Raw genomic sequence first — 18,283 nt, forward strand, 5'->3', positions numbered from 1 at the left:
CTCCTAACCCATCTCGGCGGTGAGTCCGGCGCGCTGGCCGGGGGTGAGCGGTCGTACGGGTCGGCGATCGCCGAGCAGCAGCTGGAGCTTGGCGCTCTCCTCTAGCTCGACCGCCGCATGTATCGCTTCATCAAGGGTGGCGCCGACGGTGACCTGCCCATGGTTGGCGAGGAGGAAGGCCCGCGCGCCGGGGTCCAGTACGGCTGTTCCGGCAGCGAGACGGTCGCTCCCGGGAGCCGCGTAGGGCAGCAGGGGCACCCGGCCGAGCCGCAGCACGGCGTAGGGGGTGAGCGGTGCCAGCACGTCGGTGGAATCCAGCGGGTCGAGGCAGGCGACGGCGACGGCGTGCGTGGAGTGCAGGTGCACGACGGCCCGCGCGTGCGGAAGCCGAGCGTGCACCGCCAGGTGCAGCGGGACTTCCTTCGTCGGGGGCGGTCCTGCCCGGTGATGCCCGGCGGCGTCGAGGGCACTGATGCGGTCCGGAGCCAGGGCCGCCAGGGAGCTGCCGGTCGGTGTGGTGAGGAAGCCGGTGGCCGTACGGACGCTGAGGTTGCCCGAGCTTCCGGGACTCAGGCCGAGTGCGGCGAGGTGATTCCCGGCCGCTGCCAGGGCTTCGGCGGACGAGTCGTCCGTCTGCGGTGTCGCGGGCCCGAGTGATCTCACAAGTATGCCTCCGCTGTGGTGAAAAGATCCGCCGCACCGAAGTTGCCCGATTTCAACGCGAGATTGATGGTGCGGCCATGGCGCTCCGCCGCGGTCCAGGGGACGCCGGGCGCGATGGCCGGACCGATACGCAGGAAGCGCAGCCCCAATGCCTCGACGACCGCGCCGGACGTCTCCCCACCCGCGACGACGAACCGGCGCACGCCGCTGTCGGCGAGTTCCCGGGCGCACCGGGCCAGTGCCCGTTCCATCGCATCGGCGATGCGTTCCGTACCGAACCTCCGTTGGGCGGCGGCCACTTCGGACCGGGCGTCGGCACTGTGGACCAGCACGTTCCGGCCGGCCGTGAGGTGTTCGCGGGCCCAGGCCACGGTGTCGGCGATGACCGGCTCCGGCTCGGACAGCAGCGTGGTGGGGTCGATCCTGCGGTGCGGCAGGCGTGCGCGGGCGTGCTCGATCTGGGCCAGGGTCGTGTCCGAGACGCTGCCGGCGAGCACGGCCGTAGGGCCGGGGGCGACGTCGATGTCCGCCGCCTCGGTGGGCTGGTGAGGCAGCGCGAGAGCCAGGCCCGATCCGCCGGTGACGAGCGGGAGCTGCCGGGTCGCGCGTTCGACGGTCGTCAGGTCCTGGTGCGTGAGCGTGTCGGTGACGACGATCCGGACGCCGTCAGCAGTGAGGCCGGCCAGGTGGTCGCGTACGGCTGGGTCACCCGCCTGCAGCGCGGCATACGGGAGCAGCCCCACGCGGTGGCCGCTCTGGGCGCCGAGCACCCGCACCAGGTCGGAGTCGCCCATCGGGGTGAGCGGATGGTGGCGCATGCCGCTGTCGGCGAGCAGCCGGTCGCCGACGAACAGGTGCCCCTGGTAGACGGTGCGGCCGGTGTCGGGGAAGGCCGGGCAGGCAATGGTCCAGGGTGATCCGGTCGCCTCCAGCAGGGCGTCGGCGACCGGGCCGATGTTGCCGTGCGGTGTGGAGTCGAAGGTGGAACAGTACTTGAACCAGAAGCGCTCGCACCCCAGTCGGGCGAGCGCCCGGTGGGCATCGAGGGCCGCGGCAACGGCCCGGTCCGCCGCCACGGTGCGGGTCTTGAGTGCGACGACCACGGCGTCGGCGTCGGGAACCGGCGTCCGGGGCACGCCGATGGTGACGACAGCCCGGCGACCGGTGGCGACCAGGTTTCCGGCGAGGTCGGTTGCCCCCGTGAAGTCGTCCGCGATGCAGCCGAATTCCGTCATGTGGACAGCTCCCGCCGGGTGAGCCCGGCCAGTTGGGCGACGCCACTGCGGGTGGAGGTCAGCACCGGGACGGTGATGGCTTCCTGGGGAAGCCGGCCGAGCGCGGTGGCCATCGACGCCTGGGCCAGCACGAGTACGTCGTGGTCGGCGGCGAGACGGTGCGCCTCATCGGCGATCAGTGCGTCGTGCCGGGACAGGTCCCCGGCGGCCCTCGCCGCGTAGCTCCCCGGGCAGACGGACGTCGTCAGACTGATCGCGCCCGGAGCGGCCTGCCTCCGGACGAGGTCGGCGGTGGGAGCGAGCGTCGACTCCAGGGTGGCCAGCACCGCTATACGCGAGCCCGTACGGACCGCTGCGGCCGCCATGGGCTCGTCGACCCGCAGCACGGGGACGTCGACCAGAGGGCGGACCTGCTCGGCGGCGGCTCCGATGGAGGAGCAGGTGACGAGGACCGCTTCGGCGCCCGCCGCCGCTGCCTGGGTGATGTACGCGGCGAGCCGTGCGGTGGTGCGGGGCAGTGGACCGTGGGCCACGGTGTCCGCGAGGAGACTCTCGTCGACGACGTGGTAGGGGCGGACGCCGGGGGCGAGTTCCCGCAGCAGCGGGTCGAAGACGGCGGGCAGCGCGGCCACGGTGTGCAGCAGGCAGACACGGGGACCGGTGCTGTTGGCGGCGGTGCCCGCTGGTGCGACCGTCATGCCGTCACCCGCCCGCCTGCCGCGGCGGCGGCATCCCACCACGGCCGGCCGTACCGGTCGACGACCTCGCCGAGGAACCTCAGCCGGTCGGCACTCACGCCGCGCAGCGTGCTGTCGCGGTCACCGGCCAGGGCATCGGTCCACAGCGCGCGACCCGCGAGGAAGCCGGAAGCGCCGGCACGGCAAGCCGCCTCGACGGCGCGGGGGAAGTCGGCGGCCCCGACGCCCTGGGAGAGGACCACCCAGGGGACGTCGACGACGGCGTCGATCCGCTCCGCCTGCCGGGCCAGCCCGGCCACCGGACCCGCACCGCCGTCGGGGACCTGACACTTGTACAACGACGGGCCCAGCGGGGCCAGTTCACGAGCAGCGTCGACGATGGAGTCGTTGAGCCGGAAGGTCCCCGCGGCTTCTTCCTCGGTGGTGGGACGTGCCACGGGTTCCAGCACCGAGGCCAGTCCGGCGGCTCGGCACATCCCGATGAAACGGTCGGCGAGGGCGATGCGCCGGTCGCGGTGGCCGTCGCGGCGCCAGATGACGAGGAGCTTCAGCCCGCGGGTGCCGTCGGCGACGACCGCTGCGGTGTCCACGCTCTCGTCAAGAGCGGTGTCCTCGACGGGGCCGCCCGGCCGCTGGTCGAGCACATCGACGGCGAGGATCGGGGCGCAGCCACCGGGCAGGACCTGCTCGTCCACGAGCTGCCGGTAACCGTAGTCGCGGTCGATGAGCAACGCGGAGGCGTACGGCCCCAGTTCACGGGCAACGGCGAGTTTGAACGCGGTGAGCCGGGCGTCCGGAACGGCGCTGCCCGGGAGCCGGTCGTGCTGGGCCATCATCGTGCGCAGCGAGTCGCGCTGGTCCGCGGCGACCATGGCGAAGGTACCGGACGGACGGGCCAGCGCGGAGGGGGCGATCGAGCCGCCGGTGAGGACGGCGGGACGGGTGGTCACGCGGGGTGCTCCTTGTCGTTGGGGACGCCGTTCGGGACGCCGTCCAGGGGGCCGTTCAGGGGTGATGGCGCGGTGACGCGCGGCAGGAACCGATCGCGGTGACGGGCTCGGTACGCGTCGGCGGCAACCGGGTCGGGGACGAGAGCGGTGGTGGGGGCGCAGACTGTCACCGGGTCGAGACCGAGCGCGGCGCCCGCCCAGGCCGCCGCTCCCAGACCGGGTGCTTCGGGTTCGCCGCACAGCAGGGTGGGCCAGGGGCTGACCGCCGCCTTGAGTTCCGTCCACGCCCGGACCCGGGTCGATCCGCCGAGCAGGGTGACCGCCGCGGGGGCGAGCCCGGCGAGCGCGGCCTGTGTGTCGGTCATCCACCGGGCGTGGTGAGCCGCGCCCTCCAGCAGGGCACGGGCCAGGTGGGCGGGACCGTGGGCCGGGCGCAGGCCGTGGATGGCGAGGCCGGCGCCGGGACGGGGACGCGGGGAGCTGCGCCCATGGAGGTACGGCTCGACGACCAGGCCGGTGGGCGCCGGAGGAACGGTGTCGACGAGCTCCGCGAACGCGCTGTAGCGCGCGGGGCCGGAAGTACCGGACAGACCGAGGAACCGATCACAGAACCATTCGATGAGGGCGCCTGACGCCTGCATACCCGCCAGCGTGATCCAGTGCTCCCCATCGACGTGACGGCCCCACGACATCCCCTCACCGGCGGCTGCGACGGTGTCCGGCGCATCGGCGGATACGGTGAGAACGGCCTCGGCGGTACCCATGGAGTCGGCGACCTGTCCCGCGCCGCGCACCCCGGCCGCCCATGCCCCGACCAGATGGTCGTGCCCGGCGACAACAACCGGGGCCCCGGGCCGCAGTCCGGTCGCGGCGGCGCTTGCGGCGGTGACCGCGCCGACCGGTCGGCCGGGCCGGTGGACGGGCGGCATCCGCTCCTGGCCGATCCCCGCTTCCGCGAGCAGCTCGGGGATCCAGCATGCCCGGGAGGGGTCCCATGCCATGGTGCGCTGGGCGAAGGTGGCGTCTGTGCCGATGCGTCCGGTCAGGGCGTGGGCCACCAGGTCGGCCGCGCCGGCCCAGGTGCGCATGCGGGCCAGTGTTCCGGGCGCCAGGTCCGCCATGGCGCACCATGTGGCGAGCGGCACTTTCGCGCTCGGCAGGACACCGGTGCGGCGGTGCAGGGCGGTTGCCCCGTGCGTCCGGCTGAGCCGATCGGCGTACGGGCCCGGGGCCGGGTCGGACCAGGCCTGTACGGGGCCGAGCGGCCGCCCGGCCGCGTCGAGGGCCACTCCCGCCTCTGCCATGCCGGTGAGTCCCACGGCTTCCGGGCTGCGGCCCGCTGTCCGTACGCAGTCGGCCAGCGCGCCCAGACCCGCGGCGATCAGGTCGTCCGCCGGGTGCGAGTGACCGTCGCGCCCCCGGGGGGTTCGCCGTTGGGCCCGGGCCACGACGGTGCCGGAGGCGTCGCACAGCAGTGCCTTGCAGTGGGTGCTGCCGATGTCGACTCCGGCAAGCAGCAGCGGTCCGGCGCTCATGAGCGGTCCTCCGGTGCTGTGGGGCGGCGACCCGGTTCGAACCCCTCGGGCAGATCGGCGCGGTGCGGGTCGTGCGGCCAGGGCAGCGGGCACGGCCCGGGCATGCCCTGCTCGGTGAGCAACCGCTCCCAGCTGCCCGGTTCGCGGCCGGGAGCGTCCTCGGCCTCGATGCCGAACCGGAGCCGGAGCCGGGTGTGGGCCTGCGCGGACAGCGGGGAGCGCACGTCGTCGAGGTAGGCGATGAGGGTGCGTACGCCGTCGGCGTCGCCGCACTGGGCGCGGGCGCGTGCGACGGCGAGTTCGAGCATGGCGCGTCGCTCCTGGAAGTCGTCCGGTTCCACTCCCGTGTGCCTCCACTGGCCTCGCAGGGCGGGTCGCCGGTGCAGGGCGCGGAGCACGGGCAGTGCGCGGGGATCGCCGAGCCGTTCGGCTCCCGCGGTGATCGCCTCGACCCAGAAGAAGGTGCCGGCCATCGGGTCCCTGAGTGTCTCCTCGGTGATCTCCAGGAGCTTCTCCACCTGTTCCCAGAGGGGAACGGTGCGGGTGTCGCGGGCGAGGGCGAGGGTGTTCAGGAGGTAGACGGCGGCCGGCATCGCCGACTGGTCGGGCGGCAGTTGGGCCTCGCGGATGCCGCTGTCGCGCACCGGGAGCGCCGGTCCTGACAGAGCGTCGGCGAGGTGGCCGAGCAACTCGTCCGTGCCGGCGGTGTCGCCGCGGCAGACGAGGATCTGAGCGAGGACGAGCCGGAGTTCGCCGTGCGCGCTCCACAAGGCCGCCCGGAGGGTGTCGGTGGTGCCGGGTTCCGGGTCCATAACCAGGTCGACGAAGGAGATCCGGCCCCGGAACACCTCCCGCCGGCCCATGTCGGAGTAGCTGTGCAGCGGAATGTGTTCGGCCAGGTCTCGCAGGGCCTCACGCACCGGAGCGGGGTCGCGGACCGTGCCGTCCGGCGCGCCGGACGGGAGCAGCCCGTCGTCGATGAGGCGGCGTCGCAACCTTCGCACGTCGAGGTGCCGGGGCGTGGTGGCGTCCCGTACGCACAGGGCGGCGGCGAGTCCGGTGGCCGCGCCGAGATTCTCCAGGTCCGCCTGCATGCGCAGGGCGGGCAGCGCGTCATGGGTGGCGGACAGGGCCTTGCCGGTGACCAGCAGACCGTCCAGCCCGCTGGGCAGGAGCGCCCGGTAGGGGACCTCGATCTCCAGGTTCGGTGGGATCAGGCCGAGCTGGGGCCAGAGGGCCTCGCCCTTCCCCTTCAGGTCGTGGTTGGAGAAGTGCACCCCGATGGCGTCGGGCCAGCGGCGTTGGGTCAGCTGGTCGGTGAGAGTCAACACCGTCGCTCCGACCAGGTGGCGGCCTTCGCGGGTCACCGGAAGGACGCCGTGGTCGTGGAGTTCCGGGGTGCGCCGGCGGGCCGCGAGGACAGCTCGGGTGGTGTCGATGCCGTCGGTGAGGTCGGCCAGTCCACCGAAGTTGTTGCGGGTGGTGCCCGGGGCGTCGAATTGTGCCAGGGACGACCACATGAGCGTGTGGGTCGACGGTGCGCCGTGAACGACCGGTGCGCCGCCCCACGCTGCCAGGTCCGCCTCTCCGGTTGCGTCGACGACGACGGTGGCGGTCAGCGCGTAGGCCCGTGCGCCGGGTCCGACGACGACGGCGCCGCACACCGCTTCGCCCTCGGTGAGTACCGCGAACGCCTTGGTGTCGTACCGGATGTCGACCCCCTGCGCGGTGAGTGCGTCGTGCAGGGCGAGCGACTTGGCCTCGATGTTCCAGGAGCCGATGCCGCCTCGGCGCAGCCCGAGGTCGCGGTGGGTGCGGCGGGTGGCGTCCTGTATCCGGGCCGCCCGGGCGGTACGACGGCCGAACCAGTAGCTGGCCACTCCCCCGTGGGTTCCGGTGCCGCCGGGTCCCGAACCGTGTTCGACGAGGAGCGTACGGGCGCCTTCCGCGGCGGCGGCGAGGGCGGCGGAGGCCCCGCTGGTGCCGCCGCCGACGACCAGGACGTCGAACGGCGCCTCGCAGGGAAGTTCGATGCCGGCGACGGTTTCCCCGACGGCCGCTGCGCGGGGTCGGGCGGTGTACCGCTCGCGGACGGCCGGGCTGCGGTCGGGGTGGACGGGCGGCGGGTCGGTCGGCGTGGCAGGGTCGCGGGGCTTGGGGGACGCCGCCCGCGCCGGGCGGCGGGGGCCGGACGTGCCGCCCTGCTCCGTGGCGTGCGCCGTCAGCCGTTCCGCGACGGCGACACCCACCTCCAGCGCTGCCACCGGGTCGAGCAGTGGGTCCGCGATCCGCACGGCCGACGGTGGCGCCGCAAGCCGCCACCAGCCCGCCGCCGGGCCGGGCACGGGGTCCGTACCCCCGTACGGGCCCGCCACCGGCCGGAGGCCGACCGCCCCCAGACCGGCGTCGACGAACGACGGATGCGCGCGCAGCAGGTGCGACGCCGCACGCAGGGCCGCACGCCGGCCGCCCCGTACCGCGGTCAGCGCGTACAGGTGGCCGCTGCCCCGGTAGCCGTCGGCCAGCCGGAATCGGCCGGCCGACGGGTGTCGGGACGCGTCTGCCGCGTCCGTGGCGGCCCGGTCGAACTCCACGCTCCACACCGCCTGTTCACCCTCGGCGGGCGGCGATGGCGTGGTGTCGAGCACGGTGCGGCACAGCACCAGGCCCCGGCCGGCCGCGGTGACGACGACCGGGCCGCGGCCGGGATGCGGGTTCAGAATCCGTGTCCCGTACAGCAGGTGGACGCCCGCCTCGGCCAGCGCGTCCTCCAGGCACAGTTTCACCGCGGCCGGACGCAGCGCGACCCGCTCCCCCGCCGCGTGGCCGGCCAGCAGCGGGGCCAGCAGCCCGGCGCTGCGGGGGTCGCTCGGCTCGGTCAGCCACGGCCTTCCCGCATCGGTCAGTTCACCGCCCGGTGCCGTGCCCGCGTCGATGAGGAGGACCCTCTGTCCCGCGCGGGCCAGGGAGACGGCCGCCGCCGTACCCGCGAGGCCGGCGCCGACCACCGTGGTGTCGGTCTCGTGGAGCACCGGCAAGGCCCGTCCGGGCAACAGGACCGTCGTCACAGCACGTCCTCCCCGATCGGCGGCAGCGCTCCGGACCTGGCGACGCCCGCGTACCAACGGCCGCTGTCCTTGACGGTGCGCCGCTGCGTCCGGCGGTCCACATGGACGAGACCGAAGCGGGGTCGGTATCCCATGGCCCATTCGAAGTTGTCGATCAGTGACCAGTGGTAGTAACCCTCCACCGGTGCTCCGGCGCCGATGGCCCGGTGCACCGCGCGGAGGTGCGCGTCGACGAAGGCGATGCGCCGGTGGTCGTGGACGGCGCCGTCGGCGCCCGGCTCGTCCCCGTAGACGGCTCCGTTCTCGGTGATCAGAAGCGGGACGCCGGGGTAGTCCTCGTGCAGCCGCATCAGGAGGGCGGCGAGGTCGTCGGGGACGATCTCCCATCCGAGGTCGGTGCGTGGGACGTCCGGTCGGCCCTTCTCGACCTTCCAGGGCCAGGGGCCGTCCCCACGGCCGGCGCTGATGATGCGCCGGGAGTAGAAGTTGACGCCGATGAAGTCGCTGCCCGCCGCGATGGTGCCGAGGTCACCGTCGTGGATGAAGTCCAGCTCCCCGACAGCCTGTTCCCAGTGTTCGCGCATGTCCTGCGGATAGCCGTGGCCGTGCACCGGATCCAGGAACCAGCGGTTGACATATCCGTCGGAGGCCGCCGTGGCGGCCACGTCGGCGGGGTCCGAGGGGTCATCGGGGGTGTTGGGAAACAGGCTGTACGCGATTCCGGCGCGGGCGTCCTCGCGGCCCGCCGTCCGCAGCGCGCCGACGGCGAGGCCATGGGCGAGGAGCAGGTGGTGCATGACCGTGACGGAGGCCTTGAGGTCCTTCTCCCCCGGTGCGTGCAGGCCGAGTTGATGGCCGAGGAGCCCGACGATCCACGGTTCGTTGATGGTGACCCAGTCGCGGACCCGGTCGCCGAACGCGTCGAAGCAGACGACCGCGTACTCCGCGAAGCGCTCGGCGGTGTCCCGGTTCCGCCAGCCGCCGCTGTCCTGGAGGGCGACCGGCAGATCCCAGTGGTAGAGGGTGGCGAGCGGACTGATGCCCTGTTCGAGCAGCCCGTCGATGAAACGGTCGTAGTGGTCGAGTCCGCGTTTCTCGACGCGGCCGCCTCCCTCGGGAATGATGCGCGGCCAGGCCAGCGAGAAGCGATGGGCGTTGGTGCCGAGTCCGGCCATCAGAGCGATGTCCTCCGTGCCACGCCGGTACTGGTCGCAGGCGACATCGCCGGTGTCGCCGTTCTCGACGGCGCCGGGCACCCGGCAGAAGCGGTCCCAGACCGACTCGCCTCGGCCGTCCGCACCGACGGCGCCCTCGACCTGGTACGCGGAGGTGGAGGTGCCCCAGCGGAACCCGTCGGGGAACCGCAGGAATTCGGTGTCGTCGGTGGTCACATGTCCTCCTGGAGTTCGGGCAGGTTGCGGGCGACCTCGCAGGCGTACAGCAGGACACCCGCGGACCAGGCGTGGGAGAGGGTCAGCAGCATGCCCTTCGCCTGGAAACACTCGGTCTGGTAGAAGCGTTCGCTGACCATGCCCCGATAGGCGTTGAAGTCCCCGTCCGCGCGGGCCACGAACTGCCGGAAGCAGTCGAAGTTCTCCCGCGCCGACCGCAGGTAGTACGGGTCGTCGAGGTGCCGTGCGAGGCGCACGGTCTCCGGCAGGCAGATCAGGCCGAAGGCGTGCAGATGCTGGTTGGACGGGGACGCCTGATCGCCGCCGCGGGTGCGGAACCCGTACTGCCCGAGCAGGGTGTGCGGCGGGAACCGCACGTCGTAGGTGTACCGGAACGTCAGGGTCCAGTCGGCCGCGCGGCGGGCGAGGTCGAGCCAGGGGCCTGCGGGGTCCGCTTCGTGCAGCAGGGTATACGCGATGATCGCGTTGTAGCCGTCCTCCGATGTCGGGGCCAGCGAGACGTCCTCCGGCGCCCCGCAGAGGAACTCCGAGCGCACGTCGGAGCCGAACGCCTCGCCCGCCCGGCGGGCCGCGTCCAGGTATCCCGGCTCACCGAAGGCCTCGGCGGCCTCGACGAGCGCCCCGACCCAGGCCAGCCCGGCCGCGCCCACCCGGTCGATGGCCGCTCCCGTCTCGCTGTCGTGGGCCGCGGCGAGGCGTCCGGTAGCCGGGTCCTGTCCGGCCAGCGCGGCGGCCAGGTTGGCGCGTACGGCGGTCTCCCACCGCGGGTGGTCATGGCCGAGGGCGCGCTCCGCTGTCAGCGCTCGCAGCAGGAACAGGGTGGCGTCGCCCAGTGTGCGGGCGTGCAGGCGGCGCCGGTCCCCGGTCCAGCCCGCGGACCAGCCGCGGTCGGCCGACCACTGGCCCCAGAAGGTCCCGCCGGGCGCCGGGTTGGCGCAGATATGGTCGATGACGGCGACCGCCGCTCCGGCTTTCGCGCTGTCCCCGACCCGCCGGCCGTGCAGGAGCAGAGCGTGTGCGTACGGGATGCCGCTCACCCACGAGACATGCATGGCCGGCCGGTCGCCGCGCTCGCCGAGCGCCTCCCGGTCGAAGGCCGCGGTCTCCAGCAGCACCGGCGGGTCGCTGCGGTAGTGCCAGCGGTGCAGGCCCTCGGCGGACAGCGCGGCGGCCCGGTCGGCGCCGGCCCATGCGGCGGGTGCGTCCGGCGCCTCGGTGGCCGTGTGCAGGGAGCGCAGCACCGGCGCGTAGGCGTGCGGGTCGTTGTCGAGGAGATGCGCCGAGAAGCGCAGCGTGTGCTCCTCGCCGGGATGCCAGTGGTGCAGCACGGTCTCGGCCGGACGGGGGGTTGCGGAGCCGTAGTACGAGAGGGGTTCTTCCCGGTAGGGAGCGTGCAGCCGCAGGGCGGGCCGGCCGCCGTCGAGCAGCGCGAAGCCGACGCCCTGTTCGCCGAGCGTGCCGTGCTCGGTGGTGGCGAGCGCCGCGCCACCGCGCCGGTCGCGGGCGAAGACGGCCGGGGTGGCGCAGCGGTCGGCGCGGAACGCCCAGGCGTCGGCGGTCATCGGGTCACCTTCATCCGCCACCGGTGCGTACCGCGGATAGCGGCGGGTGCAGCCGGGGAGCCGGTTCTCGCCGTAGAAGACTCCGGGTATCAGCCAGCCGGGGTCGTCGCTCTCGCCGAGCAGCAACTCGACGCGCAACCCCGCTTCGAGAGGCTCGGGGGCGGTGCGGCGGACGGTGAGCGTGGCGCCGTACGCGGTCGGTCCGTCCGGTACGAGCCGCAGCTCCGCTCTGAAGCCGTGGGCGTCGCCGACGGCGTGCAGTGTGCCGTCCTCGTCGCGTGCCGTCCCGGAGACCGGCACGGGCAGGCAGTGGCCGTCCCCGGTCAGCAGACCGACGGTACAGGGGAACGTGACGGTCCCGTCGGCATCGTCGCGCAACCGCAGTTCCCGGGTGCGCTCAGCCACATTCGCGGGCATGGACGTTCCAGCCTTCCAGTAGTACGGTACGGCCCCGCTCGGGGGCGTTTCGCCAGGTGAGCGGCGTCTCGACGGATTCACCGGGCATCAGGTCGAACATGGAGTCACCGAAGACCGCCCAGCCGCCGGCCTCGATGGGGCGGGCATCGCTCAGGCACAGGCCGAGTGCCGCGACGCCACCGGTGTGGGTGAGTCGTACGGCGCCGGGGAGGACGGTGACATCCACGTCGGCGGGTGCGAGGTCGAGGAGCGGGGCGAGGTCCGCCATGGTGGAGTGCACGTAGCGGTTGGACGAGCGCAGTTCCCCCGCCGCGCACCGCTGCTCCAGGTCAAGAACAAAGAGTTCGCCGGGCACCGCGGAGAGCGGCACGCTCAGCACCGGGCCGGTGCTCGCGGCGATGACCGTCCCGTCGACGGCGAGCAGCCGGGCCGTCACGACGTCGCCGCGGGACCCGCCCCACGCCCGTACGTGCGCCTCGAACCGATCCCGGCCCGCCCACGCCTGGGTGGCGAAGGAGGCGCACACATGGGCACTGCGGTAGGCGCGCCGCACTCCGTAGTAGGCGGGCTTGGGGTCGCCGCGGTAGTCGACGGACGCCGTGCACCAGGCGTTCGGGAACGGCTCGTTGAACTGCCACGGGATGGTGCCGGAGTTGCGCGGTGACCGGCGCAGCCCCGCCTCGACGGCGTACCGCAGACCGTCGTACTGCAGCTGCTGGCTGGCGCGGCGCACGGTGTCCACGTCGGTGGGCCGCCCGCCGAACGCGGACAGCACCAGTGGCGTGTTGTTCCACCAGGCCCCGAGGTGTTCCATCACGGGGTTGTCGCGGCCGGTCGGCCAGTGGGCACCGTCCGGCACGACGGCGTTCCAGGTGCGGCGGTTGGCCATACCCTCGACGCCGAACTCCGAGTGCAGCAGGGACGTACCGGAGTCGTAGAGCGCGTGGTGGGCGCCGATTCCCTGGTGCTCCCACGGACCGTGCACATCGTGCTGGCCCTCCGGGTGGGCGGCGATCACGTCGGCCCGGTGGAGGAAGGAGTGGCCGGAGGGCGAGCCGGGCAGCCAGCAGCGCTCCGGGTCGACCTCCGCGACGGCGCGGGCCAGCGCACCGATGACCGGGGAGGTCTTCTCGTCGAGCGGCCGGGCGGTCGCGGTGTCGTGCAGTTCGTTTCCGGGCCCCCACACGGCCAGGGAGGGGTGGTGGCGCAGGATCGGCAGGATGGCCCGCGCCTCGCGGTCCATCAGCGCGAGGTAGGCGTCGTCCTTCGCCGGCACGCTGTCGATGCCCGAGCTGGAGAGGCTGAACTCCTGCCAGACCAACAGCCCGAGCCGGTCGCACAGATCGTAGAACGCTTCGGTCTCGATGAGGCCGCCGCCCCAGACCCGCAGCAGGGTGACGTGCGCGTCGGCCGCCAGCCGCAGCAGGTGGTGAAGCCGGCCCGGCCGGTCGGCGCCGTACAGGGCGTCGTGCGGTACCCAGTTCCAGCCCTTCGCCACGATACGCCGGCCGTTGACCTCCAAGGTGTACGGAAGGGCGTCGGCCGGGGCGCCGGGGTTCGGCACCAGGCGGACACTGCGGAAGCCGGTCCGCCGTTCGTACCGTCCGGTGGTGCGGCCCGCCGTGTCCCGCAACTCGACGGCGACACGGTAGAGGGGCTGCTCGCCGTGACCGTTCGGCCACCACAGCAGGGGCTCGGGGACGGTGAGCTCGACGTCCGCCACCTCGCAGCCGGCCCCGAAGGACACCTGCGCGGACCCGACCGCCTGTTCCTCGGGCCCGTGGACGGTGACATCGATCGTGCCGGGCGCCGTCGCCTCGAGATGGGCGCGGACGCGCACCGTACCTGCCGCGTCCGCGCCGACCGACACGTCCCGCAGCCGCACCGGCCCGGCCTTCTCCAGCCGGACCGGCTTCCAGATGCCCTGGTGGATCAGCCGGGGACAGAAGTCCCAGCCGTATCCCATGCGCGACTTGTGGGTGCGCACCCGGTCGGTGCGTCCGACCTGCGGCTCGCCGGGCGGAGCCGCATGCACGACGACGGCGAGCAGGTGACGGGCGCCGTCCGCGACCTGGTCGGTGATGTCCACTTCGAAGGGTACGAACATGCCCGTGTGATGGGCGACTTCGTGGCCGTCGATGAGCACGGTGGCCTCGTGGTCGACGCCTTCGAAGCGCAACAGTGCGCGCTCGTCGGCGTCCACCTCGACCCGGAGGGGGCGCCGGTACAGCCATGCGCGCTGCGCAACCCACTCGCTCTGCAGGCTGTTGAGGCCCACGTACGGGTCGGTGATCTGCTGGTTCCGGCGCAGGTCGTCGAGGACCGACCCGGGGACCCGGGCGGGGAACCAGCCGGGTTCCCCGCCCGGGCGGCCGGGGCCGCAGAGCCAGCGCCAGGTGTCCCCGAGACAGGCCCGCAGCTCCCAGCCGTCGTCGAGCAGGCGCACGCTCAGGCTCCGCTCTTCGCCGTGGCGTCCGGCTGCTTCAGGGGCAGTTCCAGCAGGTCGGTCTCCACGACGGGCGCCTGCGGGTCGCGCGGCACCCGGAACGTCTTGATCTCGCAGGGCCCGAACCGTCCCTCGATCACCCGGTTGCCGAGCATCGGCAGGGCGATCCGTGCGTCGGTGGCCCGGCCCTGTGACTCGTAGGCGCGCACGATGAGATCGCCGGAGCCGTCCTCGTCACCCTTGACGACGGTGACCAGGACACTGCCCGAGCCGTCGTCGGCGTATGTCTCGCGCTGCCCGATGGGCCCCGGGTGGAACGTCTCCAGCAGGGCGAACGCCGGCTGGTTGAGCTCGGCCGCACGCCGGGCCGGATCCGCCGCGCGCCAGTCCGCTCCGTGCGGCAGCAGCAGGTAGCGGAACTCCTGGCGGCCCTGGTCGAGATACTCGTAGACCCCGTCCTCGTCCAGGGTCTGCGGCTCGTGCCAGGCGTAGACGGGACTGCGCAGGGCGGTCATGCCGATCTCGCCGCCCTGCACGTCGTGGCCGTGCTTGCTGTCGTTGAGGACGGTGAGCCCGGCCCGGGCGCCGCCGGGCAGTCTGCCGGTAACGTCGACCCACGCCTGGGTGGGTTCCTCGGTGCCGTCCGGGGTGCGTTCCAGATGGCCGTAGGGGATCTCATGGGTGGCCGTGACGTCGGCGAGCGCCGTTGGGAAGCGCAGTTTGAGCAGCTTCAGCTTCTCGTGCCAGTCGATGACGGTGCGGACCTCGACCTGCCGGGAACCCGCAGAGAGAACCAGCTCCTCGGCCATTTCCGAGCGGCCGTGGACGCTCTCGATACGGAGCACGGCACGCACCGGGCCGGACTCCACCAGGCGGACGCGGGTGCCGGCGAAGGAACCTACGGTCTTGTCGTAGGCGCCAATGCGGTGGCCCCAGGTGTCGCTGTTGTCCTCGATGACGACCGCGTGCGGTCCGGGAGACGGGGGGAGCAGTTCGGCACCGGACGCCTTGTCGCGCAGCGAACTGAGCCAGCCGGTGGCGGGGTCGACCTCCAGACGCAGGTACTCGTTCTCCAGTGTGGTGTCGGTGGCGGTGACCGGGCCCTCGCGTCGCGGGTCGGCGCCCGGCAGCAGGTGATAGACGCGGTGACCGAGCGGCGGGACGCTCGCGCGGAAGGCGATCCGGCCGCGGGCTCCCGCCAGCGTCGACTCGGAACGGGTCAGCTGGACGGGCACGTGTTCGCCGTCCTCATCGGTCAGCCGCACCTCGCTCGCCCGGGCGAACTCGGCCTCGACGTCGGACTCCAGCGGCCAGGGGTGCGGGTTGAAGACGACCAGCGGAACCGTCCCGTCCCGGAGCGCGATGTCGATACGACGGGCGACGGCCTGCACGGCGCGATTGAACACCTCGGCCGCCAGGGAGCGGGCCCGGCCGTACTCGTCACGGGCGTCCTCATAGGCGGACCGGATCGAGGTGCCGGCGAGGATGTCGTGGAACTGGTTGAACAGCACCAGCTTCCACGCCTCCGCCAGTTGCTCGGCCGGGTACGCGTCCTGAGCCACGGTCGCGGCGACGGCCGCCCACTTCTCGGCGCGCTGCAGTTCGTTCTCGGCCCGGCGGTTCCACGACTTCACACCGGAGTGCGCGGAGTAGCAGCCGGGGCCGTGGTGCTGGAGCTCGCCGGCGTGCACGGGCACGTTCTCGTTGGCGCGTATCCGCCGGAAGAACTGCTCGGGGTGGCTGAGTTCGAGCGTGGGCAGGCCGCCCAGCCCGTCGAGGCGGCGGATGGAGTCGAGGTTGGCCTTGGTGGGGCCGCCGCCGTGATTGCCGACGCCGTAGAAGACCATCAGCTCGGGTTCGCCCGGCGGCATGAGGGCCAGCGATTTGTCGAGGTGGTTGCCGATGTCCTTGCCCGGCGTGCAGTACTCGTTGGGCAGTCGGTACGCCATGACGCGCGAGCCGTCGGGCGCCTCCCAGTGGAAGAACTGGCCGGGCAGCACCTGTTCGTGCGGACCGGGGCGCAGGAAGACGTAACTGTCCATGCCGGCCTTGCGGAGCAACTGCGGGATCATCGCGTTGTGGCCGAACGGGTCGAGGTTGCAGCCCACCGTGGCGGTGGCGCCGAACTTCTCCAGCAGGTACCGCTGCCCGTACAGGGCCTGGCGTACGAAGGACTCGCCGGACGGGATGTTGCAGTCGGGCTCGATCCACCAGCCCCCGACAATCTGCCAGCGGCCTTCGGCGACGCGCTTGCGGATGGTCTCGAAGAGACCGGGGTCGTGGCGTTCGATCCACTCCAGGTACATGACGGAGTCGCAGGTGAACACGAAGTCGGGGTACTCCTCCATACGGTCGACCGCGGACTGGAAGGTGGCGCGTATCTCCTGGAGCCCTTCGGGCCAGCGCCACAGCCAGACCGGGTCGATGTGGGCGTTGCCCACGAGGTGCAGGGTCCGGTCGCGGGAGGCCGGGTTCGGGGTGGTCATGCGGCGTTCTCCTGCCGGACGTCGTCGGGTGCGGGTTCGGATACCGGGTGACCGTCGGCGGCCCAGGCGTCGACCTGCTCGCTGAGCAGGTGGAGCAGCGTGAGGTGCATCTCCTGGATGCGCGCGGTCGCGGTGGCCGGGGCCGTCAGGGTGTGGTCGGCGTACTGGGCAGCGGGCATGCCGTCGTGTTCGCCGCCCACGAAGAGCACCGTGACGGCGCCCGCCTTGCGGGCTTCCGCCAGGCCCCGGACGACGTTGGCGGAGCGGCCCGACGTGGTGAAGCCGACCACCATGTCGCCGGCAGTCACCAGGGCTTCGACCTGGCGGGCGAAGACCTCGTCGTAGGAGTAGTCGTTGCCGATGCACGACGTCACGGAGGGATCGGTGACCAGTGAGACGGCCGGCAGCGGGCGCCGTTCGCGCAGATAGCGTCCGATGAACTCGCCGGCCAGGTGCTGGGCATCGGCGGCGCTGCCTCCGTTGCCGAAGGTGTAGAGACGGCCACCGGTCCGGTAGACGTCGATCAGGCGGTCTCCTACGGCGTTGAGTTCCGGCAGGAGTTCGTGCAGACGCTCAGCAGCGGCCAGGTGGTCGGCGAGCTGACCGGCGGGGGTGCAGCGGCCGGTCGGTGGGGCGGACATGAGGCTCCAGGTGCGGTGTGCGGGCAGAGGTAGGGCGGATCGCGGGTCTAGGAGACGGGCGCGGTGCGGGGGTGTGGTCCCGCGGGCGGCCGGGCCGTGACCGGGGGAACGGGACGGACCGCGGGGGCCGGCGTTGCCGGGGAGACACCGGGACGCGACGAGCCGGCCGCCAGACGTTCGAACGCGATGGCGGCGGCGCCCAGCACTCCGGCCAGATCGCCCGCCTCGGCGGGCATGATCCGCGCGGCGTCGGCGGCCGGGCCCATGGCCAGGTGCGCCACTTTCTCCCGCAGCGGCAGCAGGAGCTGGTCTCCTGAGCGGAGCACGCCGCCGCCCAGCACGACGATTTCGGGCTCCCACAGGTTGATGATGGAAGTGAGGCCGCCGGCGAGCGCGTCCACCGTCTCGTCCCACACCCGGGAGGCCAGCTTGTCGCCCTCGCGGGCGGCACGGGCGACGTCGGCCGCGGTGGGTGGCGGGACCGCGGCCAGGGTGGTGCTCTCACCGCGTTCGGCTGCGTGGCGCATCGCCTCACCGGCCCGTTCCGCGATCGAGGTTCCCGAGGCGTACGCCTCGAGGCAGCCGGTTCGGCCGCAGCCGCGGCAGCGGCGGCCCTCGGAGCGCACCGTGACGTGCCCGGGTTCTCCTCCGTTGCCCGCGGCCCCCCGATAGGTGCGTCCGTCGATGACGACGCCGCCGCCGATACCGGTGGAGACCGTCAGATAGACGAGGTGGCGGCTGCCGCGCCCGGCACCGAACCGCCACTCGCCTGCGGCGCCCGCGGTGCCGTCGTTGTCGAGGACCGCGGGCAGTCCATAGGCGTCCTGGGCAAGCGCGGTGACGGGGATGTTCAGCCAGCCGGGCAGGTGCGGCGGAGCGATCAGGACCCCCGCGGCCGAGTCGAGCGGGCCGCCGCAGCCGACGCCGCAGCCGATGAGCGGCCCGTCGGCCCGGGCTGCTTCGATGCCGGCGTCGGACAGCGCACTCGCTCCGAGAGTGAACAGCCGGTCGAGGACCGCGTCGGGGCCCTCCTGCCCCTCGGTGGGACAGGAGACGAAGGACAGGGCTGTGCCGTCCTCCCGCACCACGCCGGCAGCGAGTTTCGTTCCGCCGATGTCGAGTGCCAGGACAGCCCGGCCGGTGGTGCCCCCGTGGTCGTACGTCATCATG

The 18,283-nt window shown here is 73.0% G+C and carries 12 protein-coding genes; all 12 read right to left on the reverse strand.

Going from position 1 to position 18,283, the window contains the following annotated elements:
• Positions 1 to 3 precede the first annotated feature (3 nt).
• From AB0M87_RS15130 to AB0M87_RS15185, 12 genes are read right to left on the reverse strand one after another with little or no spacing between them, the layout of a single operon-like run.
• Positions 4 to 663: a class II aldolase/adducin family protein gene (locus tag AB0M87_RS15130; protein ID WP_365852812.1), complete on the reverse strand. Its 660-nt coding sequence runs from the start codon at positions 661 to 663 to the stop codon at positions 4 to 6.
• Positions 660 to 1,898, reverse strand: coding sequence for a 3-oxo-tetronate kinase (otnK, locus tag AB0M87_RS15135; protein ID WP_365852814.1), 1,239 nt, complete (start codon positions 1,896 to 1,898; stop codon positions 660 to 662). Before otnK ends, AB0M87_RS15130 begins: the two co-directional genes overlap by 4 nt.
• On the reverse strand, positions 1,895 to 2,596 hold the full coding sequence (locus AB0M87_RS15140; protein WP_365852816.1) for an aspartate/glutamate racemase family protein: 702 nt from the start codon (positions 2,594 to 2,596) through the stop codon (positions 1,895 to 1,897). The genes otnK and AB0M87_RS15140 overlap by 4 nt, the downstream gene beginning before the upstream one ends.
• Positions 2,593 to 3,546 carry a hypothetical protein gene (locus tag AB0M87_RS15145; RefSeq protein ID WP_365852818.1) on the reverse strand — a complete coding sequence of 318 codons (954 nt, stop codon included), beginning with the start codon at positions 3,544 to 3,546 and terminating at the stop codon, positions 2,593 to 2,595. Before AB0M87_RS15145 ends, AB0M87_RS15140 begins: the two co-directional genes overlap by 4 nt.
• A complete protein-coding gene (locus AB0M87_RS15150) occupies positions 3,543 to 5,081 on the reverse strand; it encodes an FGGY family carbohydrate kinase (RefSeq protein WP_365852820.1) in 1,539 nt (512 codons plus the stop codon). The genes AB0M87_RS15145 and AB0M87_RS15150 overlap by 4 nt, the downstream gene beginning before the upstream one ends.
• The gene (locus tag AB0M87_RS15155; protein ID WP_365852822.1) at positions 5,078 to 8,149 is read right to left on the reverse strand and encodes an FAD-dependent oxidoreductase; all 3,072 of its coding nucleotides are present in this window, start codon (positions 8,147 to 8,149) and stop codon (positions 5,078 to 5,080) included. Before AB0M87_RS15155 ends, AB0M87_RS15150 begins: the two co-directional genes overlap by 4 nt.
• Entirely contained in the window at positions 8,146 to 9,540 is a 1,395-nt protein-coding gene (locus AB0M87_RS15160; protein WP_365852824.1) for a GH1 family beta-glucosidase, read from the reverse strand. Before AB0M87_RS15160 ends, AB0M87_RS15155 begins: the two co-directional genes overlap by 4 nt.
• Positions 9,537 to 11,540, reverse strand: coding sequence for a hypothetical protein (locus AB0M87_RS15165; protein WP_365852826.1), 2,004 nt, complete (start codon positions 11,538 to 11,540; stop codon positions 9,537 to 9,539). The genes AB0M87_RS15160 and AB0M87_RS15165 overlap by 4 nt, the downstream gene beginning before the upstream one ends.
• A complete protein-coding gene (locus tag AB0M87_RS15170; protein WP_365852828.1) occupies positions 11,521 to 13,986 on the reverse strand; it encodes a sugar-binding domain-containing protein in 2,466 nt (821 codons plus the stop codon). The genes AB0M87_RS15165 and AB0M87_RS15170 overlap by 20 nt, the downstream gene beginning before the upstream one ends.
• Positions 13,987 to 13,988: 2 nt before the next feature.
• Positions 13,989 to 16,472: a glycoside hydrolase family 38 C-terminal domain-containing protein gene (locus tag AB0M87_RS15175; protein ID WP_365852830.1), complete on the reverse strand. Its 2,484-nt coding sequence runs from the start codon at positions 16,470 to 16,472 to the stop codon at positions 13,989 to 13,991.
• Positions 16,469 to 17,113: an SIS domain-containing protein gene (locus AB0M87_RS15180; RefSeq protein ID WP_365852832.1), complete on the reverse strand. Its 645-nt coding sequence runs from the start codon at positions 17,111 to 17,113 to the stop codon at positions 16,469 to 16,471. Before AB0M87_RS15180 ends, AB0M87_RS15175 begins: the two co-directional genes overlap by 4 nt.
• Before the next feature lie 47 nt (positions 17,114 to 17,160).
• Entirely contained in the window at positions 17,161 to 18,282 is a 1,122-nt protein-coding gene (locus AB0M87_RS15185; protein WP_365852834.1) for an ROK family protein, read from the reverse strand.
• Position 18,283 lies beyond the last annotated feature (1 nt).

The organism is Streptomyces sp. NPDC051320 (assembly GCF_040682175.1).
Taxonomy (GTDB): domain Bacteria; phylum Actinomycetota; class Actinomycetes; order Streptomycetales; family Streptomycetaceae; genus Streptomyces.